Origin of the sequence: uncultured Tenacibaculum sp. (assembly GCF_947495995.1) — a bacterium.
Classification (GTDB): Bacteria; Bacteroidota; Bacteroidia; order Flavobacteriales; family Flavobacteriaceae; genus Polaribacter.
Genome location: NZ_CANMAX010000009.1, coordinates 99,215 through 119,915, shown reverse-complemented (window position 1 = coordinate 119,915; position 20,701 = coordinate 99,215). Strand labels below are relative to the sequence as shown.

The window sequence follows — 20,701 nt, the reverse complement described above, 5'->3', positions numbered from 1 at the left end:
ACATGGAAAAGTTAATTTTATTTAGTCTTTTAGTATCATTTTATGGATATACTCAAAACTACAAAGTAGGTGATACTATATATTTGAATAAAAAAGTACCATCTAAAAAAAGTGAAGCAAGTACTTATCTAATAGTTAAAAAAGATACACTAGTAAATTATAAAAAACTATACAAAATGGTATCTTATAATCTAAAAAAAGATTCTAGTGCTTTTTACAAAAGATCCATTTATTACACGATAGATCCTTTACTTAGTAACTCGTATCATAAACATATTTCATTCTTTGAAAATGGTAATAAATCAGCAGAAGGATATGGAAGTAGAAGTGAGAATTATGGTAAATGGACTCACTGGTATGAAAATGGACAAAAAAAAGATGTTCAAATATTTTTTAAAAACAAAAAGAAATTAACAAAAAAAGGGAAAGCTCCTAAAATGATTGCTTTTTGGGTTAGAAATGGTAATCAACTAATTAAAAATGGTAATGGCGCATATCTCTATACTCGTGACTCTACCGAAATTAAAGGGTTTTACCGAAAAGGTAAAAAACATGGAAAATTCACAAGTCATGTTAATGATAAAAAACGTTACGAAGAATTTTACAAAAAAGGTAAACTATTAGAAGGTAAAAGCTGGGATAAAAAAGGAAAAGAGTACACATATACCGAAACTTTTGTAACACCTAAATTCCCTAAAGGACAAAAAGGAATTGCTGAACATATCAAAAATAATTTTATCATTCCACAATACGCGTACGATAATAATATTGCTGGGAGAATAATTTTAACTTTTAAGATTAACAAAGACAGTAGTATATCCGACATTAAAATTATTAAAAAAGTTTGCGAGCCTTGTGATCAAGAAGCTATTAGAGTAATAAAACTAATGAAAAATTGGACACCAGGTATATCTAGAGGACAAAAAGTACGCGTTGGATATACAATACCAATAACCTACAACTTATAATGAAAAATTTTCTACTGCTTTCTTTAGTGATTTGTGTTTTATCTTGTAATAAAACAGCTAAAAAATCTTCTAGAGACTTCACCACTACATTTGAAAAATCTAATGGACTAGAAACTCCTGTATACAATGAAGTTATTTCCTACTACAAAGATTTAGCAAATACTTATTCTGAAATTTCTTTGCTAGAATTCGGTACTACAGATAGTGGTAATCCTTTACATTTAGTGGTTTATAATACTGAAGGAAAAACGCAAAAAGAGCAACTAAAAAATTCTAAAAAGAATCGAATTTTAATTAATAACGGAATCCACCCAGGAGAATCAGACGGAATTGATGCTTCTATGCTTTTATTAAGAGATATCGTTCAAAATGATTCACTACAAAAAACTTATCAGAATTCTTTAATTTGTGTAATTCCTATCTATAATATTGGAGGTGCTTTAAATAGAAATTCTCATACACGTGCTAATCAAAATGGACCGAAAGAATACGGATTTAGAGGTAATTCTAGAAACTTTGATTTAAATCGTGATTTTGTAAAGCAAGACACTAAAAATGCGGCAACTTTTGCACAGATTTTTCATGCTGTTAATCCAGATGTTTTTATCGACAATCATGTAAGTAATGGTGCCGATTATCAATATGCAATTACACATTTATTTACGCAACACAATAAATTAGGCGGAGAACTTGGAAAGTATTTAGAACAAGAAATGCGTCCGTTTTTAGAAAAATCTTTAGCTAACAAAGGAATTCCAATTACGCCTTATGTAAATGTTTGGGGATCGACGCCAGAAAAAGGTTGGAGTCAGTTTATGGATTCTCCAAGATATTCTACGGGTTATACTACGCTATTCAATACTTTCGGAATGATGGTGGAAACTCATATGTTAAAACCATATAAAATACGTGTAGAGCAAACCTATGAATTAATGAAATCTATGTTCGATTTTACTGAAAAAAATAGCAGTAAAATAAAATCATTAAGAGCTAAAGCTGTAGAAACGATTATTGCAAAAAACAGTTATCCTATTCAATATAAAATCGACTTCGAAAACCCAACTGAATTCATGTTTAAAGGTTATGAAGGAACATACATAGATAGTAAAATTACTAATGGAAAACGTTTATTTTACGACAAAAACAAACCTTTTGAAAAACCTGTAAAATACTACAATAACTTCAACACAACGAAAACAGTTGCTGTTCCTAAAGCATATATAATTCCGCAAGGATGGTACAATGTTATTAGTCGTTTACAAAACAACAATATTGAATTTTCTCGTTTTAAAAACGATACTATTTTACATGTAGAAGTAAATCATATCAAAGACTTTAAAACGGTTAGTTCTCCTTTTGAAGGTCATTATTTACATTACAATACTGAGGTAAGTTCATCTTTAGAAAATATCAAATTTCAAAAAGGAGACTACCTAATTCCTACAAATCAAAATGGAATTCGTTATTTACTAGAAACTTTAGAAGCTGAAGCTGTAGATAGCTTTTTTAACTGGAACTTTTTCGATACCATTCTACAACGAAAAGAAGGGTTCTCTAGTTATGTTTTTGAAGATAAAGCTGAAGATTTTTTAAACAAGAATCCACTTATAAAAGCTGAGTTTGATAACAAAATGAAGATAGATACAACTTTTAATAAAAGTGCGAGAGCTCAATTAAATTGGATCTACACGAAAACTCAACATTACGAAAAAGCACATTTAAGATTACCTGTTTTTAAGATTGTGAAATAATGCATAAGTCCTTATTTTCTTTTATCATTTTCAGTTTAGTTCTTTTCAGTTGTGATATAGAAAAGAACAACAAAAAAGAGGTTACTTCTGATATAAAACAAGAAACAAAAAAAGAATATTGGGATAACGGGACGCTCGCTGCTGAAGGAATTTATGTTGACGGAAAAGCAAATGGACCTATGAAATGGTTTCATTCTAATGGCAAGTTGGCTGGTGAAGGGCCAATGTTAAATGATAAAAGAGAAGGAACTTGGAAAGTTTACGAATCTGAATTTGGGAAACTTAGTGCAGAAGGAAGTTTTAAACAAGGTGTTTGGAAAATATTTCACAAAAATGGAATGCTATGGAAAGAACAGTTTTGGGAAAATAATCAAATTATTACCAATACAGAGTGGAATAAAAATGGAGAAATTATAACTGGCAAATAGTTTTCAATGAAAATAAAATACATACTTCTCCTATTTTTAGCTCTAACTTATAATCTAAACAGTCAAACTGATTTTGATTTAGACAAAGTTTTACAGCAATTAAACTTAAGAAAAGAGCAATGTAAAACCGAATTGATTACATCAAAACGTCTTCCCTATTCTAAAAATGAAATAGTTGTTGTAATTCCAGAAATTGTTGAAGATAATGGTTCAGAAATTCTATTTAACAGTCATATTCTAATCATTGATTCAGTTTCAAACCAAATAAAAAACAAATACTTTGAGAGTTCAGAAACCAACGAGTGGGATTCTAATGCTGTTATACTTTCGTATATAGAAATTGATACAGCCAAATATTACATCACTAAAAATAAGAGAGCATTTGGTATACGATTAATATTTTATACGCTTTCTAAAATGAATCCTTACAGCCTAGAGACTATATCTTTATTTGTAAGTAAAGGAAATACCTTATCAAAAATCTTGAATAAATATACGGCCAAAGAGTATGTTGGTGAAATAAACATGGACTGTGATTACTGGAGTATTAAAGAAAACAAATACTTTAGCATGTCTAAAAATAGATCTAATAACTTTTTTGATATTATCGTTACCAACGAAATTTCAGAAAGTGAGTCCTTTCAAAATGAGAAAAATGATGAATGTGACGAAAAAGTAAAAAAATCTGTAAAAAGATCTGTTTTAAAATTCAATGGTATCGAGTACAAATAATTAGTTTTTCTGTTTAAAAACATGTAAATGAAAAAAATAATAATCAAAAGATTTTTAACGAAGTTAAACTTATTACCTCTTATTGAACAGGTTAATTTTTACCGACAAATGTTCAAAAACAGAAAAGAAAATAAGCAGTTCAAGTTAGAGAACCCTGACGTAAAACTTCCTCCTGATTTTTACATGTACGAAACTTTTCAACTGAATTATAAGAAATTCTACACTAACGGTTTACCTACCGCTCAATGGATTTATGATCATGTGAATGAATTTAAAACTCTTGAACAAGCTAACATTTTAGATTGGGGATGTGGTAATAGCAGAATATTAAGACATTTACCCACAGTTGCTGGTGATACAAATAAATATTTTGGTTGCGATTATAATACGAAGTACATCAAATGGTGTCAGGACAATTTAGAAGGTATCGATTTTAAATTAAATCAGCTTACTCCTCCTCTACCTTATGATCACGAAAAATTCGATCTTATATACGGGATTTCAATTTTTACGCATCTTTCCTTAGAACAACATCATTCGTGGTTTAAAGAGCTGCAAAGCGTTTTAAAACCAAACGGAATTTTGTTCTTAACTACACATGGTAATGCTCATAAATTTAAACTTACTACTAAAGAACAAAAAGAATATGAAGCAGGTAATTTAGTTGTACATGATTTTAAAAAGGAAGGAAATCGTTTATTCTCTGCATACCAACCAGAAAGCTTTATGAAAAATATCACTCAAGAATACGGTTTAAAACTATTAAAACATATTCCTGGTAAAACTGAAAATAATCAGAAACCTCAACAGGATGTCTGGTTATTTCAGAAAAGCTAATTCAATTATTTTTTAGTTGTTTTTATTTAAATTTGGCAAACTAAATCACAACCAATTAAAATTAAATCAATTAAAATGTTAAAAATTAAAAGTTATCACTTTTACTCAATTTTGCTTACCATTCTTTTTGTTTCTTGTAATTCTACTCCCAAAAAAGAAAACACAAAATGGTTATCTCTAGCTAAAAAAACTGAGAAATATATCTTAAAAGGTAAAGATTCTTTTTCATATGGAATGGCTTGGAATAACATGCCTGATAGTACTAAGTCTAGAGCTGATGTATCAGTTTACAGTGGAGATTCTGGAATTATTCTGTTCTACTTAGAACTGTATAACGCAACAAAAGATACTACATATTTAAATCAAGCTAAAATTGGTGCTAATACATTAGAATCTCTCATTAAAGATTCTATCACATCTCCTTATTTCACTGGACTTTATGCTGGTTATTCAGGAATAGGTTTCACATTAGCAGAAACTTATAAAGTAACTAAAAATAAGAAATACAAAACTGCGGCTTTAAAAATCGTTGATCTTCTAGAGCAATATGCTGAAAAAACAGATCATGGAATTGAATGGAAAGGTTTTAATGATATTATGTACGGAAGTGCTGGTATAGGTTTATACTTACAATACATTAGTGATAAATTTGATTATAAAAAAGCGGATAGTCTTTCTGTTTTAGCAGCAAACGGATTAATTGATAATGCAATTGACACTTTAGGTGGTTATCGATGGGTATTCTCTCCTAAATTAACTAAGCCTATGGATAATTTCTCTCATGGAACAGCTGGTGTTGCATATTTTTTATCTGAAACTTATAGAAGAACTAAAGACAAAAAGTTTTTAGATGCTTCTTTACAAGCTACCAAATTACTGAAAAACATTGAGAATTCTAAAGGATATATTCCTCACGATTTACCTAAAGGAAAAGATCTTTACTATCATGGTTGGTGTCACGGTCCAGCAGGAACAGATCGATTATTTTATTCTCTTTATCATTCAACTGATGATAAAAAATGGATTGATAGAATTACAACTACTGCAGATTATTTAATTACAGACAATATAGACAAGGAAGAAAAACCTGGATATTGGAATAACGTTAGTAGATGTTGTGGTACCGCTGGAATTGCTGAATACTATGCTTGGGTTTATGAAATCACAAACAATGAAAAATATTTAAATTTTTCAGAAAAGCTTACAGAAAATCTTTTAGCTAAAGCTACGCATGAAAATGATTATATGAAATGGGTACAAGCTGAACATCGTGTAAAACCAGAATTTTTAGCTGCTCAAACAGGTTTAATGCAAGGAAATGCAGGTATCGGACTTTGGTTTTTAGAATTAGATGCAATTCATAACAATAAGAAAAAATTGATTCAATTTCCAGATAAACCGAAAGTAGAATAGTTTTACTAAAATAAAAAAGCGTCATAGTTAATTATGACGCTTTTTTTATTGAATTTTATATTCATTAAAATTTATATTCATGTAATGATTTAGGAAAAGCTTCAGGGTTTTCCGCTAAATGATAACGAGGATCATCTACATCTTCAATAATAACATTATGAAACTTATCACTAGCCTTATACATTAACACTTTAGAATCTTCATTTAAATGCTTTAATTTAATCGATTTTCCAGCTGCTTGATACTTCTCTACAAGTACAAATAATGCTTCTAAAGCTGAATGATCTGACACTCTACTTTCTACAAAATCAATTTCAACATTTTGTGGATCATTTTTAATATCAAATTTCTCATTAAAAGAAGTAATACTTCCGAAGAATAATGGTCCCCAAATCTCATAAACTTTTGTTCCATCTTCACGCATACGTTTACGTGCTCTAATTCTTTTCGCATTTTCCCAAGAAAAAGATAATGCAGAAATAATAACACCAACAAAAACAGCAATAGCTAAATCAAAGAAAACAGTAACTGCAGAAACTATAATTAATACAAAAGCATCTGACTTTGGTATTTTCTTCATAATTCTAAAACTAGACCAAGCAAATGTTTCAATTACCATCATAAACATTACTCCTACTAAAGCTGCAATTGGTACTTGCTCAATATATTTATCTGCAAATAATATAAAAACTAAAAGTGTTATTGCCATTGAAACACCAGAAAGTCTTCCTCTACCACCTGCATTAATATTAATTACTGTTTGACCGATCATACCGCAACCACCAGTACCGCCAAACATTCCGCTTAAGATATTACCAGCTCCTTGTGCAACACATTCTTTATTTCCATTACCTCTAGAATCTGTTAACTCATCTACTAGATTCATTGTCATTAAAGTTTCAATTAAACCTACCGAAGCAGCTAAGAATGCATATGGCGCAATAAACTTTAAAGTATCTAGATTAAATGGAAGATGACTCCATAAATCGAAAATATTTAGTTTTTTAGAAATTTCATCAACTCCATTTAAACCAGCTCCTCCACCTTCTCTAATAAAATCACCAACATTTATAGAATTAATTCCTCCTAAGATTACTATAAGTGAAACAATTAAAATAGCTGTTAAAGCCGCTGGTACTTTTTTAGTTAATTTTGGTAAACCCCAAACAATTAACATCGTAAGTAATACTAAAGCAATCATAGTGTACAGATCTTTCCCTTGCATCGTTTCTTTTACAACTCCATGATCTTTTACCGAGTAAAATCCATCTTCAGTACTATTAAAAACTACTTTTTTAGTATTTACATCAAACACTTGTCCATTTGAAATAAGAAAAGCCTCTTTGTTTGTATTTGCATTTACTACAGAATTATTATTAATAGTAAATAAAACTGTGTTTGAAGCTAAGTCTTTAACTTGGTTGTTTTCTACATTATAAACTAACTCTTTAGAAATCGTTTCTCTTTTGTTTTCTCCGTATACATTTTTTACGTGTTCTTTAAACATTCCCAATTGGGCCATGAAGATTACAATAGCCAATCCGTTCACAAATCCCATCATAACTGGATGCGGAATTAAACGTACAAACTTTCCTAGTTTAAAGACTCCAGCCAATACTTGTATAATACCCATCAACACCACTGCTGCTAACAGATAAAAATACCCCATATTTTCTACAGGTTGATCAAATAAAAGTCCTTTCGCATGACCTTCTTGAATCATATTAACAAAGATTACAGCAACTGCTCCAGCTGCTCCAGAAATTAATCCCGGTCTTCCTCCAAAAAGAGCTGCGATTAAACCTATAACAAAAGCACCGAAAAGTGCTACAATAGGACTAATTTGTGCAACGAATGCAAAAGCCACAACTTCAGGTATCATAGCTAAAGAAACTGTAATACCAGCTAACGCATCATCTTTTACGTTAATCTTCTTATTTCTAATGTATTTCATCATAATAACACGAGTCTTTTCTAAAAGTTGGCAAATGTAAAGATAATTTTATTGATATACTTTTTTGGTTTCGTTAACTTTAAATTTTGTTCACTTACTTTTTTACTTTAATTTTGGCCGAAAGAACTATCAAGAAAATTGGTAGCCAGGTCATGAGCAGAAAAACTTTACTTACTTCAAAAGAAATCGACATAATTCTGCATCGTTTAGCTTGTCAGTTAATCGAAAATCACAACGATTTTTCAAATACTGTTTTAATAGGTCTACAACCAAGAGGTACCTATCTTGCCCAACGTTTAAAGAAAATTCTTATTGAAGATTACAACATAGAAAACTTAAAATTAGGTCTTTTAGACATTACCTTTTATCGTGATGATTTTAGACGTAATGATGAACCCCTAGAAGCAACTCCTACTCAAATTGATTTCTTAATTGAAAACAAAAAAGTGGTAATTATTGATGATGTATTATACTCTGGAAGAAGTGTTAGAGCAGCTTTAACAGCTTTGCAAGCCTTCGGAAGACCAATTAATATTGAACTTTTAGTATTAATTGATCGAAGATTTAGTAGACATTTACCAATACAACCAAACTATAGAGGTAGACAAGTTGATGCTATTAACGAAGAAAAAGTTGTAGTAAACTGGGAAGAAACCCATACAAAAGACGAAATTTATTTAATACCAAAACAACCAAAGATAGATAACTAATGAAGCAGTTAAGTGTTGAACATTTATTAGGGATTAAATATCTAAACCAAAACGATTTAGAACTTATTTTTGAAACTGCAGCACATTTCAAAGAAGTTATTAATCGTCCTATTAAAAAAGTACCTTCATTACGAGATATAACTATTGCTAACTTGTTTTTTGAAAACAGTACTAGAACAAAATTATCTTTTGAACTTGCTGAAAAAAGACTATCTGCAGATGTAATTAATTTCTCTGCGGGTCAATCTTCAGTAAAAAAAGGAGAAACTCTAATTGATACTGTTAACAACATTCTTTCAATGAAAGTTGATATTGTTGTTATGCGTCATGGAAACGTTGGTGCTGGAGTTTTTCTTTCAAAACATGTAGATGCTAAAATTGTAAATGCTGGTGACGGAACTCACGAACATCCAACACAAGCTTTACTTGATAGTTTTTCAATGCGTGAAGCATTAAATTCTAATCTAAAAGGAAAGAAAATAGTTATTGTTGGTGATATCTTACACTCTAGAGTAGCTTTATCAAACATTTTTGCATTACAAATGCAAGGTGCTCAAGTTAAAGTATGCGGACCAACAACTTTAATTCCTAGATATATTTCAAGTTTAGGTGTAGAAGTAGAAACTAATCTTAAAAAAGCGCTTGAATGGTGTGATGTAGCTAATGTTTTACGTGTTCAACACGAAAGAATGGCTATAAAATATTTCCCTTCAACTAGAGAATACACGCAACTTTTCGGTATTAATAAAGAAATTCTAGATAATGTTGGCAAGGATATTGTAATCATGCATCCAGGACCAATTAATAGAGGTGTTGAATTAACTAGTGATGTAGCCGATAGTAAACAATCTATCATATTAAATCAGGTAGAAAATGGAGTTGCCGTACGAATGGCTGTACTTTATTTATTGGCGCAACAAATTAAAAGATAAATAGCTATGAAATTTGAGCAAAAACAGGATTACGTATTATTCACTTCTGAAAGCGAAAGTTTTAATGATTTTTATGATTTTTTTACAGCTAATCATAAAACTTTTACTCAAAATAGTGTATTTATTTACCTTTCGTCGAAACTTAACCTCCAAACGTCGGATATTTCCTTATTTTTACAATATGCTGATTTACATCAAAAAAACGGCACAACATTTGTTGTAATTTACCAAAATGTTGATGTAGATAGCTTTCCTGAAACGTTTAATATAGTTCCTACTTTAGTAGAAGCCGAAGATGTTTTAGAAATGGAAAACATACAACGAGACTTAGGTTTTTAATATATATAATCCCCAATTATGATAAGAAAACTACTTTTTATTCTTTGTATTACTTGTGTTGTTTCTGTTTTTTCGCAGCAAAAATCTGTGAATAAGTTAGTCGCATCACAAAATAGATACAACTCAATCACCAATATATCTTTTAACTCAACTAACAAACAACAAGTTATTATTAGTGTAAAAAATGTTCTAGGTAAAAATGTATTTCTAAAAAAAGTTATGGCCCATAAAGGGAAAAACACCATACGTTTTGACAGAAACAAATTAAAATCTGGAATTTACATTTACGCTATACAAACAAACAATACAATAATATCGAAACGTTTTGTACTTAAATGAGTTTACAGTTAACAATTTTAGGATGCCACTCTGCAACGCCAAGAGTTAATGCATATCCTACCTCTCAGTATTTAGAAATTAATAATCGCCATTTTTTAATAGATTGTGGTGAAGGAACACAACGACAAATGAGAAAATATAAAGTTGGTTTTTCTAAAATCAACCATATTTTTATTTCTCATTTACACGGAGATCACTTTTTTGGACTGATTGGTTTGCTATCTACTTTTGGTATCTTAAATCGTGAAAAAGATTTACATGTTTATGGCCCTAAAGGAATTAAAGAAATAACTCAATTACAGTTAAAACTTTCTATGTCTCATGTGAGATATAACATTGTTTTTCATGAATTAACTTCAAAGAAAAGTGAACTTATTTTTGAAGACGATAAAGTTTTGGTTCACACCATACCTTTAAATCACAGAGTGTATACAAATGGTTTTTTATTTACAGAGAAACCAAGACCTAGAGGTTTACACTTAGATAATATTAAGCAATACGACGAGATCGAAATTTGCGATTACCACAACCTAAAAGCTGGCAAAGATTTTATTTTGAGTTCGGGAGAAATTGTTCCGAACACAGAATTAACCGTAAATCCAGAAACCCCAAAAAGCTACGCATACTGTAGCGATACTACTTTTAAACCGGATATTATTCCGATTATAAAAAATGTTGATTTATTATATCATGAATCAACATTTTTAAAGGAATTAGAACACTTATGTGATCGTACAAAGCATTCTACTGCTGAACAAGCAGCAACGATAGCTAAAGAAGCAAATGTTGGTAAATTAATTTTAGGACATTACTCAAGCCGTTATTCTGATGTTACTTGTTTTAAAAAAGAAGCTGAAACAGTATTTAAAAATGTAGAACTTGGAGAAGTTGGTAAAAAATATACAACTAGCAAAGCTTGTAAAGAACTGGTGAATTAATATTGACCAGTTCCTAACAAAACTAAAGTACAAGCTGCTTCAGTTTCTATATTTTCTTCTTGTAATAATTTTATAAATTCATAATTCTCAGTTCCTGGATTGAAAATCACTCGTTCTGGACGTAAGTCTATAATGTAATTATAGTATTGTTTTTGACGCGATGGATTCAGATACAATGTTACCGTATGTATATCTTTATACGGTATTAATTCGGTATCTATTGTAACTCCTGCAACAATTCCTGAACGTAATCCTATAGCTTTTACCTCAACTTTTTTATCTACCAATCTTTTTATAGCTTTATTCGAATATCTCTCAGGTTTTATCGAGGCTCCAATGACTAATGTTGTTTTTTTCATAGTTGTTAATTTAAGTTAAATAAAACTTAAAACCGAAATTTTAGGTAACGTTTTTCTCTGTACAGTGTCTAGTCGGTATAACAACTAAAAGATTACAGCAATGCAAAAAGTACTATGCTTATTCATAATGTTAATAAGCACATTTTCATTTTCTCAAATGAAAAAAGAATATTTACCTAAACCCGGAAAAGTTTCTGGAAAGGTAATAGATAAAGTATCAAAAGAACCATTACCATACGTGAATATTATTATTCGCGACACTGCTAAAAAAGTTTTAACTGGAGGAATTACAAATGAAAAAGGAATTTTTAATGTACCTAAAATTCCATTAGGAAAAAACATCGTAGAAATTCAATTTATCGGTTATAAGACAATCACAAAAGAAATTGTAATCGATAATAAAAGTCGAAATGTAAAAATGGGAACTATCGCTTTAGAAGAAGATTCTACAACTTTAGACGAAGTTGAAGTAAGAGCTGAAACTTCTACTGTAGTTCAGAAAGTAGATAGAAAAGTAATTAACGTAGGAAAGGATTTAACTTCTGCTGGAGCAACTGCTTCTGAATTATTAAACAACGTTCAATCGGTAAGTGTTGATAGCCAAACTGGAAATATTAGCTTACGTGGTAACGAGAATGTTAGAGTTTTGGTAGACGGTCGTCCAACAAATGTTCCTGTAGCTCAATTATTAAGACAGTTACCTTCTTCTTCAATTAAAAGTGTAGAATTAATTACAAATCCTTCTGCTAAATACAATCCTGAAGGAATGAGTGGAATCATTAACATCATCTTAAATAAAAATGCAAATATTGGTTTTAACGGTTCTGTGAATACTGGAGTTGAAGCTGGACATTATGTTCGTTATAATGCTTCTACTAATATGAACTATAAAACTGGAAAAGTAAATTTCTTTGGAAATTATGGATTCAATGGTGGAAAACAATTCAACTTTGGTTTTGTAAACAGAGACAATGTAAACTTGCAAGATTTCCTTTTCAAAAACGATAATGAATCTCATTTATTCAAAATCGGAGCTGATATGTATATCGACGATAAAAATACTTTCTCGTTTTACACAACACAAAACTGGGCTAACAATTTTGCAAATGGTCGTGTATTAATTACAGATAACACAAATGCTTTAATTAGTAATTCACCAAATACACAAGATCCAAACAGTCATAATCAAACGTATAACATTAACTATAAGCACGATTTTAATGATAAGGGACATAATATTGAATTTGAATCTACATATTCATTAAACGATAATCCTACATTCTTAACGAACTCTGATTTATTATTAAATCCAACTGATAGAGATTATAGATTATTGAATTACTTCAATGATATTAATAATGAAGGTGAAAATATCTTACTAAATTTAGATTATACAAATCCTATTTCTAAAAAAGGAAAATTAGAAGTTGGGTTAGAATATAGAAGTAATGAAACTGACAATACTAATATTACAAATCAAGAAAGACATGTAATTACTGGAAATACTATTACAGGTACTACTCCTATTGGAAATTCTAGTTTTACATACGATAGAAAAATATATTCTGGTTATGTGAATTACGGACATCAATTTGGAAAACTTACGATGCAATTAGGTGCTCGTTTAGAGCAATATGAAATTGTAGGAAACTTTACAGGATTAGATGACAACTCAGTATTAAGAACAGAAGTAGTTACAGATGATATCTTCTCTGTTTATCCGTCTGCATTCTTTACATACAATCCATCAGAAAAGAATCAATTTCAATTAAGTTATAGCAGAAGAGTTGATCGACCAAGCATACAGCAAGTAAATCCGATTAGAGAATGGAGTACGCCATTAATTACTTCAATTGGTAATGAAAATTTAGTTCCTCAGTTTACAAACTCTCTTGAAGTAAACTATACACGTAGAATTAAAGGTGGATCTATTACTTTAGGAACATTCTATAGAAATATTAACGATGTTATTTCTAGAGTAACGTTTAAAGATCCTACAGATGTTTCAGATGTACGTCAGATCTTAACATTCCAAAACTTTGAAGATACAGACGCATACGGAATCGAACTTTCTGCAAATTATAAAATTGCAAACTGGTGGAGAGCAAATGCTAGTGCAGATTTCTATTCTCAAAAGCAATTTGGTATTGCTGATTTAAACGATCCTAACGCACCAAGATTAGAAGTACAAAACGAAGTGTTTAATGCTAGAATTAGCAATAGCTTTACAGTATCTAAACGATTACGTTTACAATTATTCGCAATGTATCGTGGAGCTCAAGAAGATATTCAATGGAAAACAGATCCAATGAAAATGGTGAATTTAGGAGCAAATTATACTGTATTTAAAGGAAAAGGAAACTTAACTTTTAGAGTTAATGATATTTTTAACACAATGCAATTCCAATTTCAATCTAGCAATCCGTTTACACAAAATGGACGCTTTAAATGGGAAAGTAGAACAGCTTATATTGGTTTCAACTATCGTTTTGGTGGAGGAAAGAATAAAGCAAAATCTAGAAGACGTAGAGATAGTAACGAGAAACAAGGTGGCGGAGGTTTCTTTTAACTGAAGGGTAAAAATTAAACGCTAAAAGTCGAAGTAATAACTTCGGCTTTTTTTATTTCAATTTAGTGACTCCAATATTTATAAATCTTCCTGTTAAGGTTCTTCCAGCATTTAAAACATAACGAAGAGAAATTTCATCATTAGCATTTAAACTATACATTAAAACACCTGTTCCTCCCCACCAGTCTTGAGAAGGTAAAGTAACAAAACCTCTTGTTAAATATCCTGCTAAACTTCCATTTCTAAACGCTCCTATAATATACTTCGTTCCTCCTGATGGCATATTCGATGTAGATAATTCTGCAGAAATTAAATATACTCCTGATTGAAGAACTCTAATTTTACCATTTCCTGTAACTATAAAAACATCTGAATCTATAGTTTGAATATGACTTCCATTGATAGGGAAATCAAAATAAGTATTTGTTGCATTGGGTAAAGTATATCCTCCTGTTCGATTCAATACGACTACCTTTAATGAATTCGGATTATTTAAAGGCACCCAATTTGTACCATTATAGTAATAAAATATTTTTTCGTTGGTACTATATGTAATTACACTTTCAACTGGAGAAGTTATGGCTTGAATTTGAGCTGTAGTTCCACTAGGAAAACCAGATACTGGCACTCCCGACAAAACTTGGGAATTTAATGCTATACTTAATAAAAGTAGTGTAGATGCTACTATAATTCTTTTAAAAAACATTGGAATAAAATACTTTTTAGATGAAATAAAAACAGATAATTTTATTAAAAATAAAAAAACCGAAGTATAAACTTCGGTTTTTTCTATTTAAAAATTCTTATTATCCAATAATGTTCCGCCTAATTGTAAGAGTTGAAGCTCTGCGTTTTTGGCAACATACTTTGCATTATTTCTACTTAACTCTGCATTAATTAAATTGATTTGTGCTTGACGAAAATCTATAGAAGAAATTTGTCCTAATTTATAACGCTCATTAGAACGCTCAAAGTTCAATTTATTTGTTAATACATTTTGCTCTTGAGCTTTTAAAGCAAACAAACTATTCTGATAAGTTTCCCAAGCATTATTTACATCTCGTTCTAATTGCTCTTGCAATTGTTCTTTTCGAATCTCTTGAGTTTCTAAAGCTATTTTAGCATTCTTTACATTGGTTTTTGTACGTCCACCGTCAAAAAGATCCCAAGAAAGATTTAAACCAGCGGTTAATCCAGTTTGCGTATTACTAATCGGACTAAATGCATTGGTTGCATCTCCTGTATTTCTATTCCAAGCATAAGAACTTGTTAAACTTACATTCGGCATCCAACCAGATTTATTAATCTTTACATCTAATTTACTCAACTCAATATTCTTTTTTGACTGTAATAAATTCGCATTTTTAGATGTGGCATGATTTAAAATATCATCTAAGTTGATTTTTATATCGTATAATACATTTGTATCAACATTTACAGGCGTATTTACATTTCTGCCTAAAACAACATTTAAATCTCGCTTCGCATTCTTTAGCTGTCTATTAATATCTATATAATTAATACTATCATTGTTCACATCAACTTCAGCATTTAAGACATCTAACTTGGTACTCTGTCCGTAATCAAAACTATATTTTGCTCTTTCTAAACGTTTTTTAGAAATCTCTAAAGCTTGTTTTTGAGTAGTTTCATTTTCAGACAATCTTCCAACTTCATAATACGCAATGAATAATGTAATTACTGTATTTTCCATTACTTGTCGCGCTTGTAATTCTGATAAATTATAGCTCTCTTTTAAACGCTTAAAAGTATTCTGACGATTAAATCCATTAAAAATGGTATAGTTCAATCCTACAGAAGCATTATACGTTTCAGATTCTGCTCCAGTAACAGAGTTTACTGTTCCGTCTTGAAATTCAATATCGGTATCATTGTTACTATATCTTGCTCCTGCATTTCCTGTAACCGTTGGTAAATAACCACTATTATAAATACTCTTATTATTTTTTGCTGTTGCTACGTTATTCTTGGTTACTCGAATATCGTAGTTATTCGCTAAAGTTAGCTCTAAAGCTTTCTCTTTAGTTAGTAATTCTTGTGCGTAAAAAGAACCACTCACTAAAAAAAGTCCAAGTATAATTTTTAACTGTTTTTTCATGTTCATTTACTTTTTAAGCTAATTCTTCGTTTTCTGATTTTAATTCTTTAATCGCTCTTTCCACTTCTTCTCTAGTTGGCTTTTTTCCTTCCCATAACCAATAGAAATATACTTTCACATAGTTTGAGATTGATAATAATACTGGCAACGTTAAAAGAGTTAAAAATGTAGCAATCATAATACCATAAGCAATAGATATTGCCATTGGAATTAAAAACTGTGCTTGTCTACTCGTTTCAAAAATTAACGGAGCTAAACCAGCAACTGTAGTTATTGTTGTTAAGAAAATAGCTCTAAAACGAGATCGTCCAGCTTCAAATAACGCTTGTTCATATTTCATTCCCTCTTTTAAATAACTATTGAATTTACTAATGAGGACTAATCCATCATTTACCATAATTCCGATTAATGCGATAATTCCTAAAAGTGATAAAATATTAACAGCAAATCCGTGAATCCAGTGTCCCCAAGCAACTCCAATCAAACTAAAAGGAACCATTACTAATAACATAAAAGGTTGACCATAAGAACGGAATGTAAATACAATTACAATGTAGATTAATAATAAAATTACTGGTCCGACTATTTTTGCTGATCCTGATACTTTTGAAGCTTCTCTATTCTGACCTTCATATAAAGCTGTAACTGATGGATACTTTGCTGTGATTTGAGGCATTATTCGTTCTCTAATATCAGTTAAAGCATCTGTTGCACTCGCTTGTGCATCTTTCATATCTGCTTCAACTTTAATTTCACGCTGACCTTCTAAGTGATTGATTGAAATCTCTCCCCTTTCTATTTCATAACTTGCGATTTCAGCTAAAGGAACTCGAGCTCCAGTTGGAGTAGCAATTCGCATTTCATCTAAATTCTTGATAGACGAACGCTCTTTTCTATCGTAACGAACCCAAACTTTGATTTCATCTTGTCCTCTTTGAAAACGTTGTGCTTGTCTTCCGAAGAAACCACTTCTAATTTGAGACATTACTTCGTTTAAATTTAACCCTAATAAATAAGCGTTATCTTTTAATTGAATTTTTATCTCCTTAATTCCTTGCGGATCGTTGTCGGTAACATCTTTTAATTCTTGATTCTTTTTAAGTTCTGATTTTAATTCAAGCTTCGCAGCTTTTAACTCTTGGATATTATTACTTAATAAAGAAACAGAAACCGGACTTCCTCCAAAGTTTCCTCCAGAACCAAAGGTTAACGATTCTACTCCATACACATCTCCTACTCTATCTCTAATCTCATTTGTAATTTCTCTAGAACCAAAAGTTCTTTCTTCACCAGGTAAAAGGTTAATTCGTAGTGAAGCTTTTGCTGAACCTGGACCTATTTGTTTTAATACATTTTCAACTACAGGTTCTCCATCAATTCCATATTTCTCAGTAAACTCTTTCTCTACTTCCCAAACTTTAGTTTCAATTACAGAAATAATACTGTCTGTAATTTTTTCATTCGTTCCTTGAGGCATTGTTAAGTTTACAGAAACACGGTCACTGGCGATAGAAGGGAAAAACGTTCCTTTTATTATTCCACCTTGAAAAGCTCCCATGGTAATCATTAACAACGCAATTGGAATAACTAAACCGAAAAATTTAAACTCTAAAACAAATTTAAGTGCAGGTGCATAAATTTTATCTCGCATAAAATCCATAACATCTTCTGCATATTTATTGAATTTATATAATTTCTGATTTCTATCTAAAGATTTTGAATGTGCAACGTGCGCTGGTAAAATAATTAATGCTTCTACCAAAGAAAGAATTAATGTTAACGCAACAACTGTGGCAACTTCTCCAAAAAACTCTCCAATATTTCCATCTAAAAAGAAGAATACCGAGAATGCTAAAACTGTGGTTGTAATTGCTGAAATGATTGGCGGAACAACTTCCATAGTTCCATCAATTGCAGCTCGAATTGGATTTTTTCCTTGTTCAAAATGATGATAAATATTTTCGGATATTACAATTCCATCATCCACCAGAATTCCAATAACGATAATCATTCCGAATAATGATAAAACGTTAATTGTAATATTGAAATATCCTGCTAACATAAACATTCCGAAGAATGCAACTGGTAAGCCTGCTGCTACCCAAAATGCTAATCGTGGACGTAAAAATAAAGACAAGAATAGCATTACAAGTAACATTCCTTGCCAAGCATTTTTAAATAATAATTCTGTACGTTGATTTAAAGTAATTGAAGCATCTCTAGTGATTTCAACTTGAACATTTTCATGCTCTTCGTTAAACTTTTCTATATACTCGTTAATCTTCTCTGCAGACGTTAATAAATCTTCACTGTTTGTGTTACTTACTTGAACGCGGACAGCTAAATTTCCGTTGTAATAATTTCGGTTTGGTGTTTCATTCCAAATATCTTTTACCGTTGCAACATCTTTTAACCTGATAATTCTACCTGATGCATCTGCTCTTACAACTAAATTATCTAACTCATCTCCATAATACGATCTGTTATTGGCACGAATTAAATATTCTTCTGCATCTGTTTTTACAGAACCTCCTGTAGTTAAAATATTTGCTGATGAAACTGCACTTGCGACTTGATTGAATGTTAAATTGTAAGCTAATAAATCATTCTCACGTACAGCGATTTCAATTTCTTCATCTGGATAACCTGAAATTGTAATTTGTGAAATTCCATCAATTCTTCTAATATCATTTTCAATATCTCTAGCGATGGATTTCAACGACTTTAATGGAATTTTATCTCCAGTAACTACAAAACTTATGGTTTCTGCAACGTTTTCAACTTTCGAAACAACTGGCGGTTCCATTCCTGTTGGAAAATTAGGAACTTTATCCACTGCATTTTTAACATCAGCTAAAACCACGTTTATATCGTAATCTTTTAAGGTTTCTACCGAAATACTTGCTGCATTTTCTGATGAAGTAGATGTTACACGATCGACACCTACTAAACCTTTAAGATTATCTTCTATTTTTAATACGACTCCTTCTTCAATCTCTTGCGGAGAAGCTCCAGGATATACTACATTAATCGTAATAAACTTTGCTCTAGTTAATGGAAAGAAAGAAGATTTTAACGTAGAAAAACCAAAATATCCTAGAATTACAAAAGCAATAATGATAATATTTACTGCAACAGGATATTTAATAAAATATGCTATTATTTTCTTCATTGCTTATTTGTTTTCTGTTTTTTGAGTTTCAGAAAAGATTTTAACTGGCATTCCTACATAAGCTCCTGCAACTGGTTTAGAAACCAATTGTTCACCATTTACCATACCTTCAATAACAACTGTATTTTCATTAAAATGAACTGGCTTAATTGCTATTAGATCCAAAGCATTGTTCTTAACGACATAAACAGATTTATTTTCTACTAATAGTTTTCTGTTTACTTCTATAGCTTCAGGAACAGACTTTGTAGTTACATTCGCTTCTAAATACATTCCTTCACGTAATCCGTCTCCTTTTACTAGTATAAAGATTTGAACAGTTTGAGATGTTTGATCTATCTTACCATTAATTCTGGCTACAGTTCCTTCCCATGTTTTAGTTTTCTCTAAATTTTGTAATATTACTTTTTTACCTTCAACTAAAATATCTGCAAAGCTTGCACTAACAGATAATGGTAATTCAAAAATTGATGTATCTATGAATTCTCCCATTTTTTGCCCAGATCTAACCAAAGTTCCGTTTGTTACTAAAGCTTCAGTTAAAACACCATTAAAAGGCGCTCTAATATTGTATTTTCCTAATCTTACTTCAAGATTTTTAATATTGTAAAACGTAGTGTAAATGTTTTTACCTGAAATAAAATATTTTTCTTTATCAGATTTAGGTTCTGGCAAAGGCGCTAATGTTTTATTGATATCGAAATTTTGTAAATACGTATTCCAAGCTTGAAAAGAATCTGCATAATCTAAACGAATATCTGGCATTACAGAAGCAATTAAATTCTGAAACGAACTACGTTGCGATTGAATAGATGCATAAAATTCTTGATTATTAATTCTTAATAAAGTTTGTCCCTTTTTATAAGTAGTACCTACTCTAAAATCTTTACCTGCAGTTTGTAAAACTCCTTGTACTTCTGAATAAATATCTACTTTATTTTTGGCAGTTAAATTTCCATTTGCGGTAATTGCAATAGGAATTTCTTTGTTTTTAACAGTAGTTACAAATACTGTTTTTTCAATTTTAGTTGCTTTTGGTTTAGGATTCTTCTTACTGTTTTTAAAATAACTTGATAGTAAAAATGATAAAGCTAAGACGACAATGCTTACTCCTGTTATGATTAGTTTTCTCATGTTTTAT

General features: G+C 30.5%; 18 protein-coding genes. 12 read left to right on the top strand and 6 right to left on the bottom strand.

Features of this window, described 5'->3' with window-relative positions:
* Window positions 1-2 precede the first annotated feature (2 nt).
* The 6 genes from Q1A15_RS18255 (at window position 3) to Q1A15_RS18230 (ending at window position 6,129) form a co-directional block, all read left to right on the top strand.
* Window positions 3-968 (top strand): energy transducer TonB, encoded by a 966-nt coding sequence (locus Q1A15_RS18255; protein WP_299627415.1) that lies wholly within the window; start codon window positions 3-5, stop codon window positions 966-968.
* On the top strand, window positions 968-2,719 hold the full coding sequence (locus tag Q1A15_RS18250; RefSeq protein ID WP_299627413.1) for a M14 family metallopeptidase: 1,752 nt from the start codon (window positions 968-970) through the stop codon (window positions 2,717-2,719). Before Q1A15_RS18255 ends, Q1A15_RS18250 begins: the two co-directional genes overlap by 1 nt.
* A complete protein-coding gene (locus Q1A15_RS18245) occupies window positions 2,719-3,147 on the top strand; it encodes a hypothetical protein (RefSeq protein ID WP_299627411.1) in 429 nt (142 codons plus the stop codon). Before Q1A15_RS18250 ends, Q1A15_RS18245 begins: the two co-directional genes overlap by 1 nt.
* A 6-nt stretch (window positions 3,148-3,153) precedes the next feature.
* A complete protein-coding gene (locus tag Q1A15_RS18240) occupies window positions 3,154-3,879 on the top strand; it encodes a hypothetical protein (RefSeq protein ID WP_299627409.1) in 726 nt (241 codons plus the stop codon).
* A 27-nt stretch (window positions 3,880-3,906) separates the two neighbouring features.
* Window positions 3,907-4,716, top strand: a complete 810-nt coding sequence (locus Q1A15_RS18235; RefSeq protein ID WP_299627407.1) for a class I SAM-dependent methyltransferase — start codon at window positions 3,907-3,909, stop codon at window positions 4,714-4,716.
* Window positions 4,717-4,791: 75 nt separating this feature from the next.
* Window positions 4,792-6,129 carry a lanthionine synthetase LanC family protein gene (locus Q1A15_RS18230; RefSeq protein ID WP_299627405.1) on the top strand — a complete coding sequence of 446 codons (1,338 nt, stop codon included), beginning with the start codon at window positions 4,792-4,794 and terminating at the stop codon, window positions 6,127-6,129.
* A 64-nt stretch (window positions 6,130-6,193) separates the two neighbouring features.
* On the opposite strand, the gene Q1A15_RS18225 is transcribed toward Q1A15_RS18230, so the two are convergent.
* Complete coding sequence (locus tag Q1A15_RS18225) at window positions 6,194-8,086, bottom strand: SulP family inorganic anion transporter (RefSeq protein WP_299627403.1); 1,893 nt, start codon at window positions 8,084-8,086, stop codon at window positions 6,194-6,196.
* A gap of 149 nt (window positions 8,087-8,235) precedes the next feature.
* Here Q1A15_RS18225 and pyrR point away from each other — a divergent pair, with 149 nt between their 5' ends.
* The 5 genes from pyrR to Q1A15_RS18205 are packed head-to-tail and all read left to right on the top strand — an operon-like array spanning window position 8,236 to window position 11,341.
* Entirely contained in the window at window positions 8,236-8,793 is a 558-nt protein-coding gene (gene pyrR / locus Q1A15_RS18220; RefSeq protein WP_299627401.1) for a bifunctional pyr operon transcriptional regulator/uracil phosphoribosyltransferase PyrR, read from the top strand.
* On the top strand, window positions 8,793-9,725 hold the full coding sequence (locus Q1A15_RS18215; protein WP_299627399.1) for an aspartate carbamoyltransferase catalytic subunit: 933 nt from the start codon (window positions 8,793-8,795) through the stop codon (window positions 9,723-9,725). Before pyrR ends, Q1A15_RS18215 begins: the two co-directional genes overlap by 1 nt.
* 6 nt (window positions 9,726-9,731) lie before the next feature.
* The gene (locus Q1A15_RS18210; protein ID WP_299627397.1) at window positions 9,732-10,064 is read left to right on the top strand and encodes a hypothetical protein; all 333 of its coding nucleotides are present in this window, start codon (window positions 9,732-9,734) and stop codon (window positions 10,062-10,064) included.
* A gap of 18 nt (window positions 10,065-10,082) precedes the next feature.
* Complete coding sequence (locus Q1A15_RS21050) at window positions 10,083-10,403, top strand: T9SS type A sorting domain-containing protein (RefSeq protein WP_363322695.1); 321 nt, start codon at window positions 10,083-10,085, stop codon at window positions 10,401-10,403.
* A complete protein-coding gene (locus Q1A15_RS18205; protein ID WP_299627395.1) occupies window positions 10,400-11,341 on the top strand; it encodes a ribonuclease Z in 942 nt (313 codons plus the stop codon). The genes Q1A15_RS21050 and Q1A15_RS18205 overlap by 4 nt, the downstream gene beginning before the upstream one ends.
* On the opposite strand, the gene Q1A15_RS18200 is transcribed toward Q1A15_RS18205, so the two are convergent.
* On the bottom strand, window positions 11,338-11,700 hold the full coding sequence (locus Q1A15_RS18200) for a CoA-binding protein (protein WP_299627393.1): 363 nt from the start codon (window positions 11,698-11,700) through the stop codon (window positions 11,338-11,340). The two genes, Q1A15_RS18205 and Q1A15_RS18200, sit on opposite strands and share 4 nt — an antisense overlap.
* A gap of 100 nt (window positions 11,701-11,800) precedes the next feature.
* On the opposite strand from Q1A15_RS18200, the gene Q1A15_RS18195 reads away from it, so the two are divergent.
* Entirely contained in the window at window positions 11,801-14,269 is a 2,469-nt protein-coding gene (locus Q1A15_RS18195; RefSeq protein WP_299627391.1) for an outer membrane beta-barrel family protein, read from the top strand.
* Between the two features lie 52 nt (window positions 14,270-14,321).
* Here Q1A15_RS18195 and Q1A15_RS18190 read toward each other — a convergent pair whose 3' ends face one another.
* The 4 genes from Q1A15_RS18190 to Q1A15_RS18175 form a co-directional block, all read right to left on the bottom strand.
* Entirely contained in the window at window positions 14,322-14,975 is a 654-nt protein-coding gene (locus Q1A15_RS18190; RefSeq protein ID WP_299627390.1) for a hypothetical protein, read from the bottom strand.
* A gap of 87 nt (window positions 14,976-15,062) precedes the next feature.
* On the bottom strand, window positions 15,063-16,388 hold the full coding sequence (locus Q1A15_RS18185) for a TolC family protein (RefSeq protein WP_299627388.1): 1,326 nt from the start codon (window positions 16,386-16,388) through the stop codon (window positions 15,063-15,065).
* A 13-nt stretch (window positions 16,389-16,401) separates the two neighbouring features.
* Window positions 16,402-19,560: an efflux RND transporter permease subunit gene (locus tag Q1A15_RS18180; protein ID WP_299627386.1), complete on the bottom strand. Its 3,159-nt coding sequence runs from the start codon at window positions 19,558-19,560 to the stop codon at window positions 16,402-16,404.
* A gap of 3 nt (window positions 19,561-19,563) precedes the next feature.
* Complete coding sequence (locus tag Q1A15_RS18175; protein ID WP_299627384.1) at window positions 19,564-20,694, bottom strand: HlyD family efflux transporter periplasmic adaptor subunit; 1,131 nt, start codon at window positions 20,692-20,694, stop codon at window positions 19,564-19,566.
* Window positions 20,695-20,701 lie beyond the last annotated feature (7 nt).

What these genes read in the sequence shown, in the direction of transcription:
- Q1A15_RS18255 (WP_299627415.1), top strand. Translation starts at nt 3, where the DNA reads ATGGAAAAGTTAATTTTATTTAGTCTTTTAGTATCATTTTATGGATAT.
- Q1A15_RS18250 (WP_299627413.1), top strand. Translation starts at nt 968, where the DNA reads ATGAAAAATTTTCTACTGCTTTCTTTAGTGATTTGTGTTTTATCTTGT.
- Q1A15_RS18245 (WP_299627411.1), top strand. Translation starts at nt 2,719, where the DNA reads ATGCATAAGTCCTTATTTTCTTTTATCATTTTCAGTTTAGTTCTTTTC.
- Q1A15_RS18240 (WP_299627409.1), top strand. Translation starts at nt 3,154, where the DNA reads ATGAAAATAAAATACATACTTCTCCTATTTTTAGCTCTAACTTATAAT.
- Q1A15_RS18235 (WP_299627407.1), top strand. Translation starts at nt 3,907, where the DNA reads ATGAAAAAAATAATAATCAAAAGATTTTTAACGAAGTTAAACTTATTA.
- Q1A15_RS18230 (WP_299627405.1), top strand. Translation starts at nt 4,792, where the DNA reads ATGTTAAAAATTAAAAGTTATCACTTTTACTCAATTTTGCTTACCATT.
- Q1A15_RS18225 (WP_299627403.1), bottom strand. Translation starts at nt 8,086, where the DNA reads ATGATGAAATACATTAGAAATAAGAAGATTAACGTAAAAGATGATGCG.
- pyrR (WP_299627401.1), top strand. Translation starts at nt 8,236, where the DNA reads ATGAGCAGAAAAACTTTACTTACTTCAAAAGAAATCGACATAATTCTG.
- Q1A15_RS18215 (WP_299627399.1), top strand. Translation starts at nt 8,793, where the DNA reads ATGAAGCAGTTAAGTGTTGAACATTTATTAGGGATTAAATATCTAAAC.
- Q1A15_RS18210 (WP_299627397.1), top strand. Translation starts at nt 9,732, where the DNA reads ATGAAATTTGAGCAAAAACAGGATTACGTATTATTCACTTCTGAAAGC.
- Q1A15_RS21050 (WP_363322695.1), top strand. Translation starts at nt 10,083, where the DNA reads ATGATAAGAAAACTACTTTTTATTCTTTGTATTACTTGTGTTGTTTCT.
- Q1A15_RS18205 (WP_299627395.1), top strand. Translation starts at nt 10,400, where the DNA reads ATGAGTTTACAGTTAACAATTTTAGGATGCCACTCTGCAACGCCAAGA.
- Q1A15_RS18200 (WP_299627393.1), bottom strand. Translation starts at nt 11,700, where the DNA reads ATGAAAAAAACAACATTAGTCATTGGAGCCTCGATAAAACCTGAGAGA.
- Q1A15_RS18195 (WP_299627391.1), top strand. Translation starts at nt 11,801, where the DNA reads ATGCAAAAAGTACTATGCTTATTCATAATGTTAATAAGCACATTTTCA.
- Q1A15_RS18190 (WP_299627390.1), bottom strand. Translation starts at nt 14,975, where the DNA reads ATGTTTTTTAAAAGAATTATAGTAGCATCTACACTACTTTTATTAAGT.
- Q1A15_RS18185 (WP_299627388.1), bottom strand. Translation starts at nt 16,388, where the DNA reads ATGAAAAAACAGTTAAAAATTATACTTGGACTTTTTTTAGTGAGTGGT.
- Q1A15_RS18180 (WP_299627386.1), bottom strand. Translation starts at nt 19,560, where the DNA reads ATGAAGAAAATAATAGCATATTTTATTAAATATCCTGTTGCAGTAAAT.
- Q1A15_RS18175 (WP_299627384.1), bottom strand. Translation starts at nt 20,694, where the DNA reads ATGAGAAAACTAATCATAACAGGAGTAAGCATTGTCGTCTTAGCTTTA.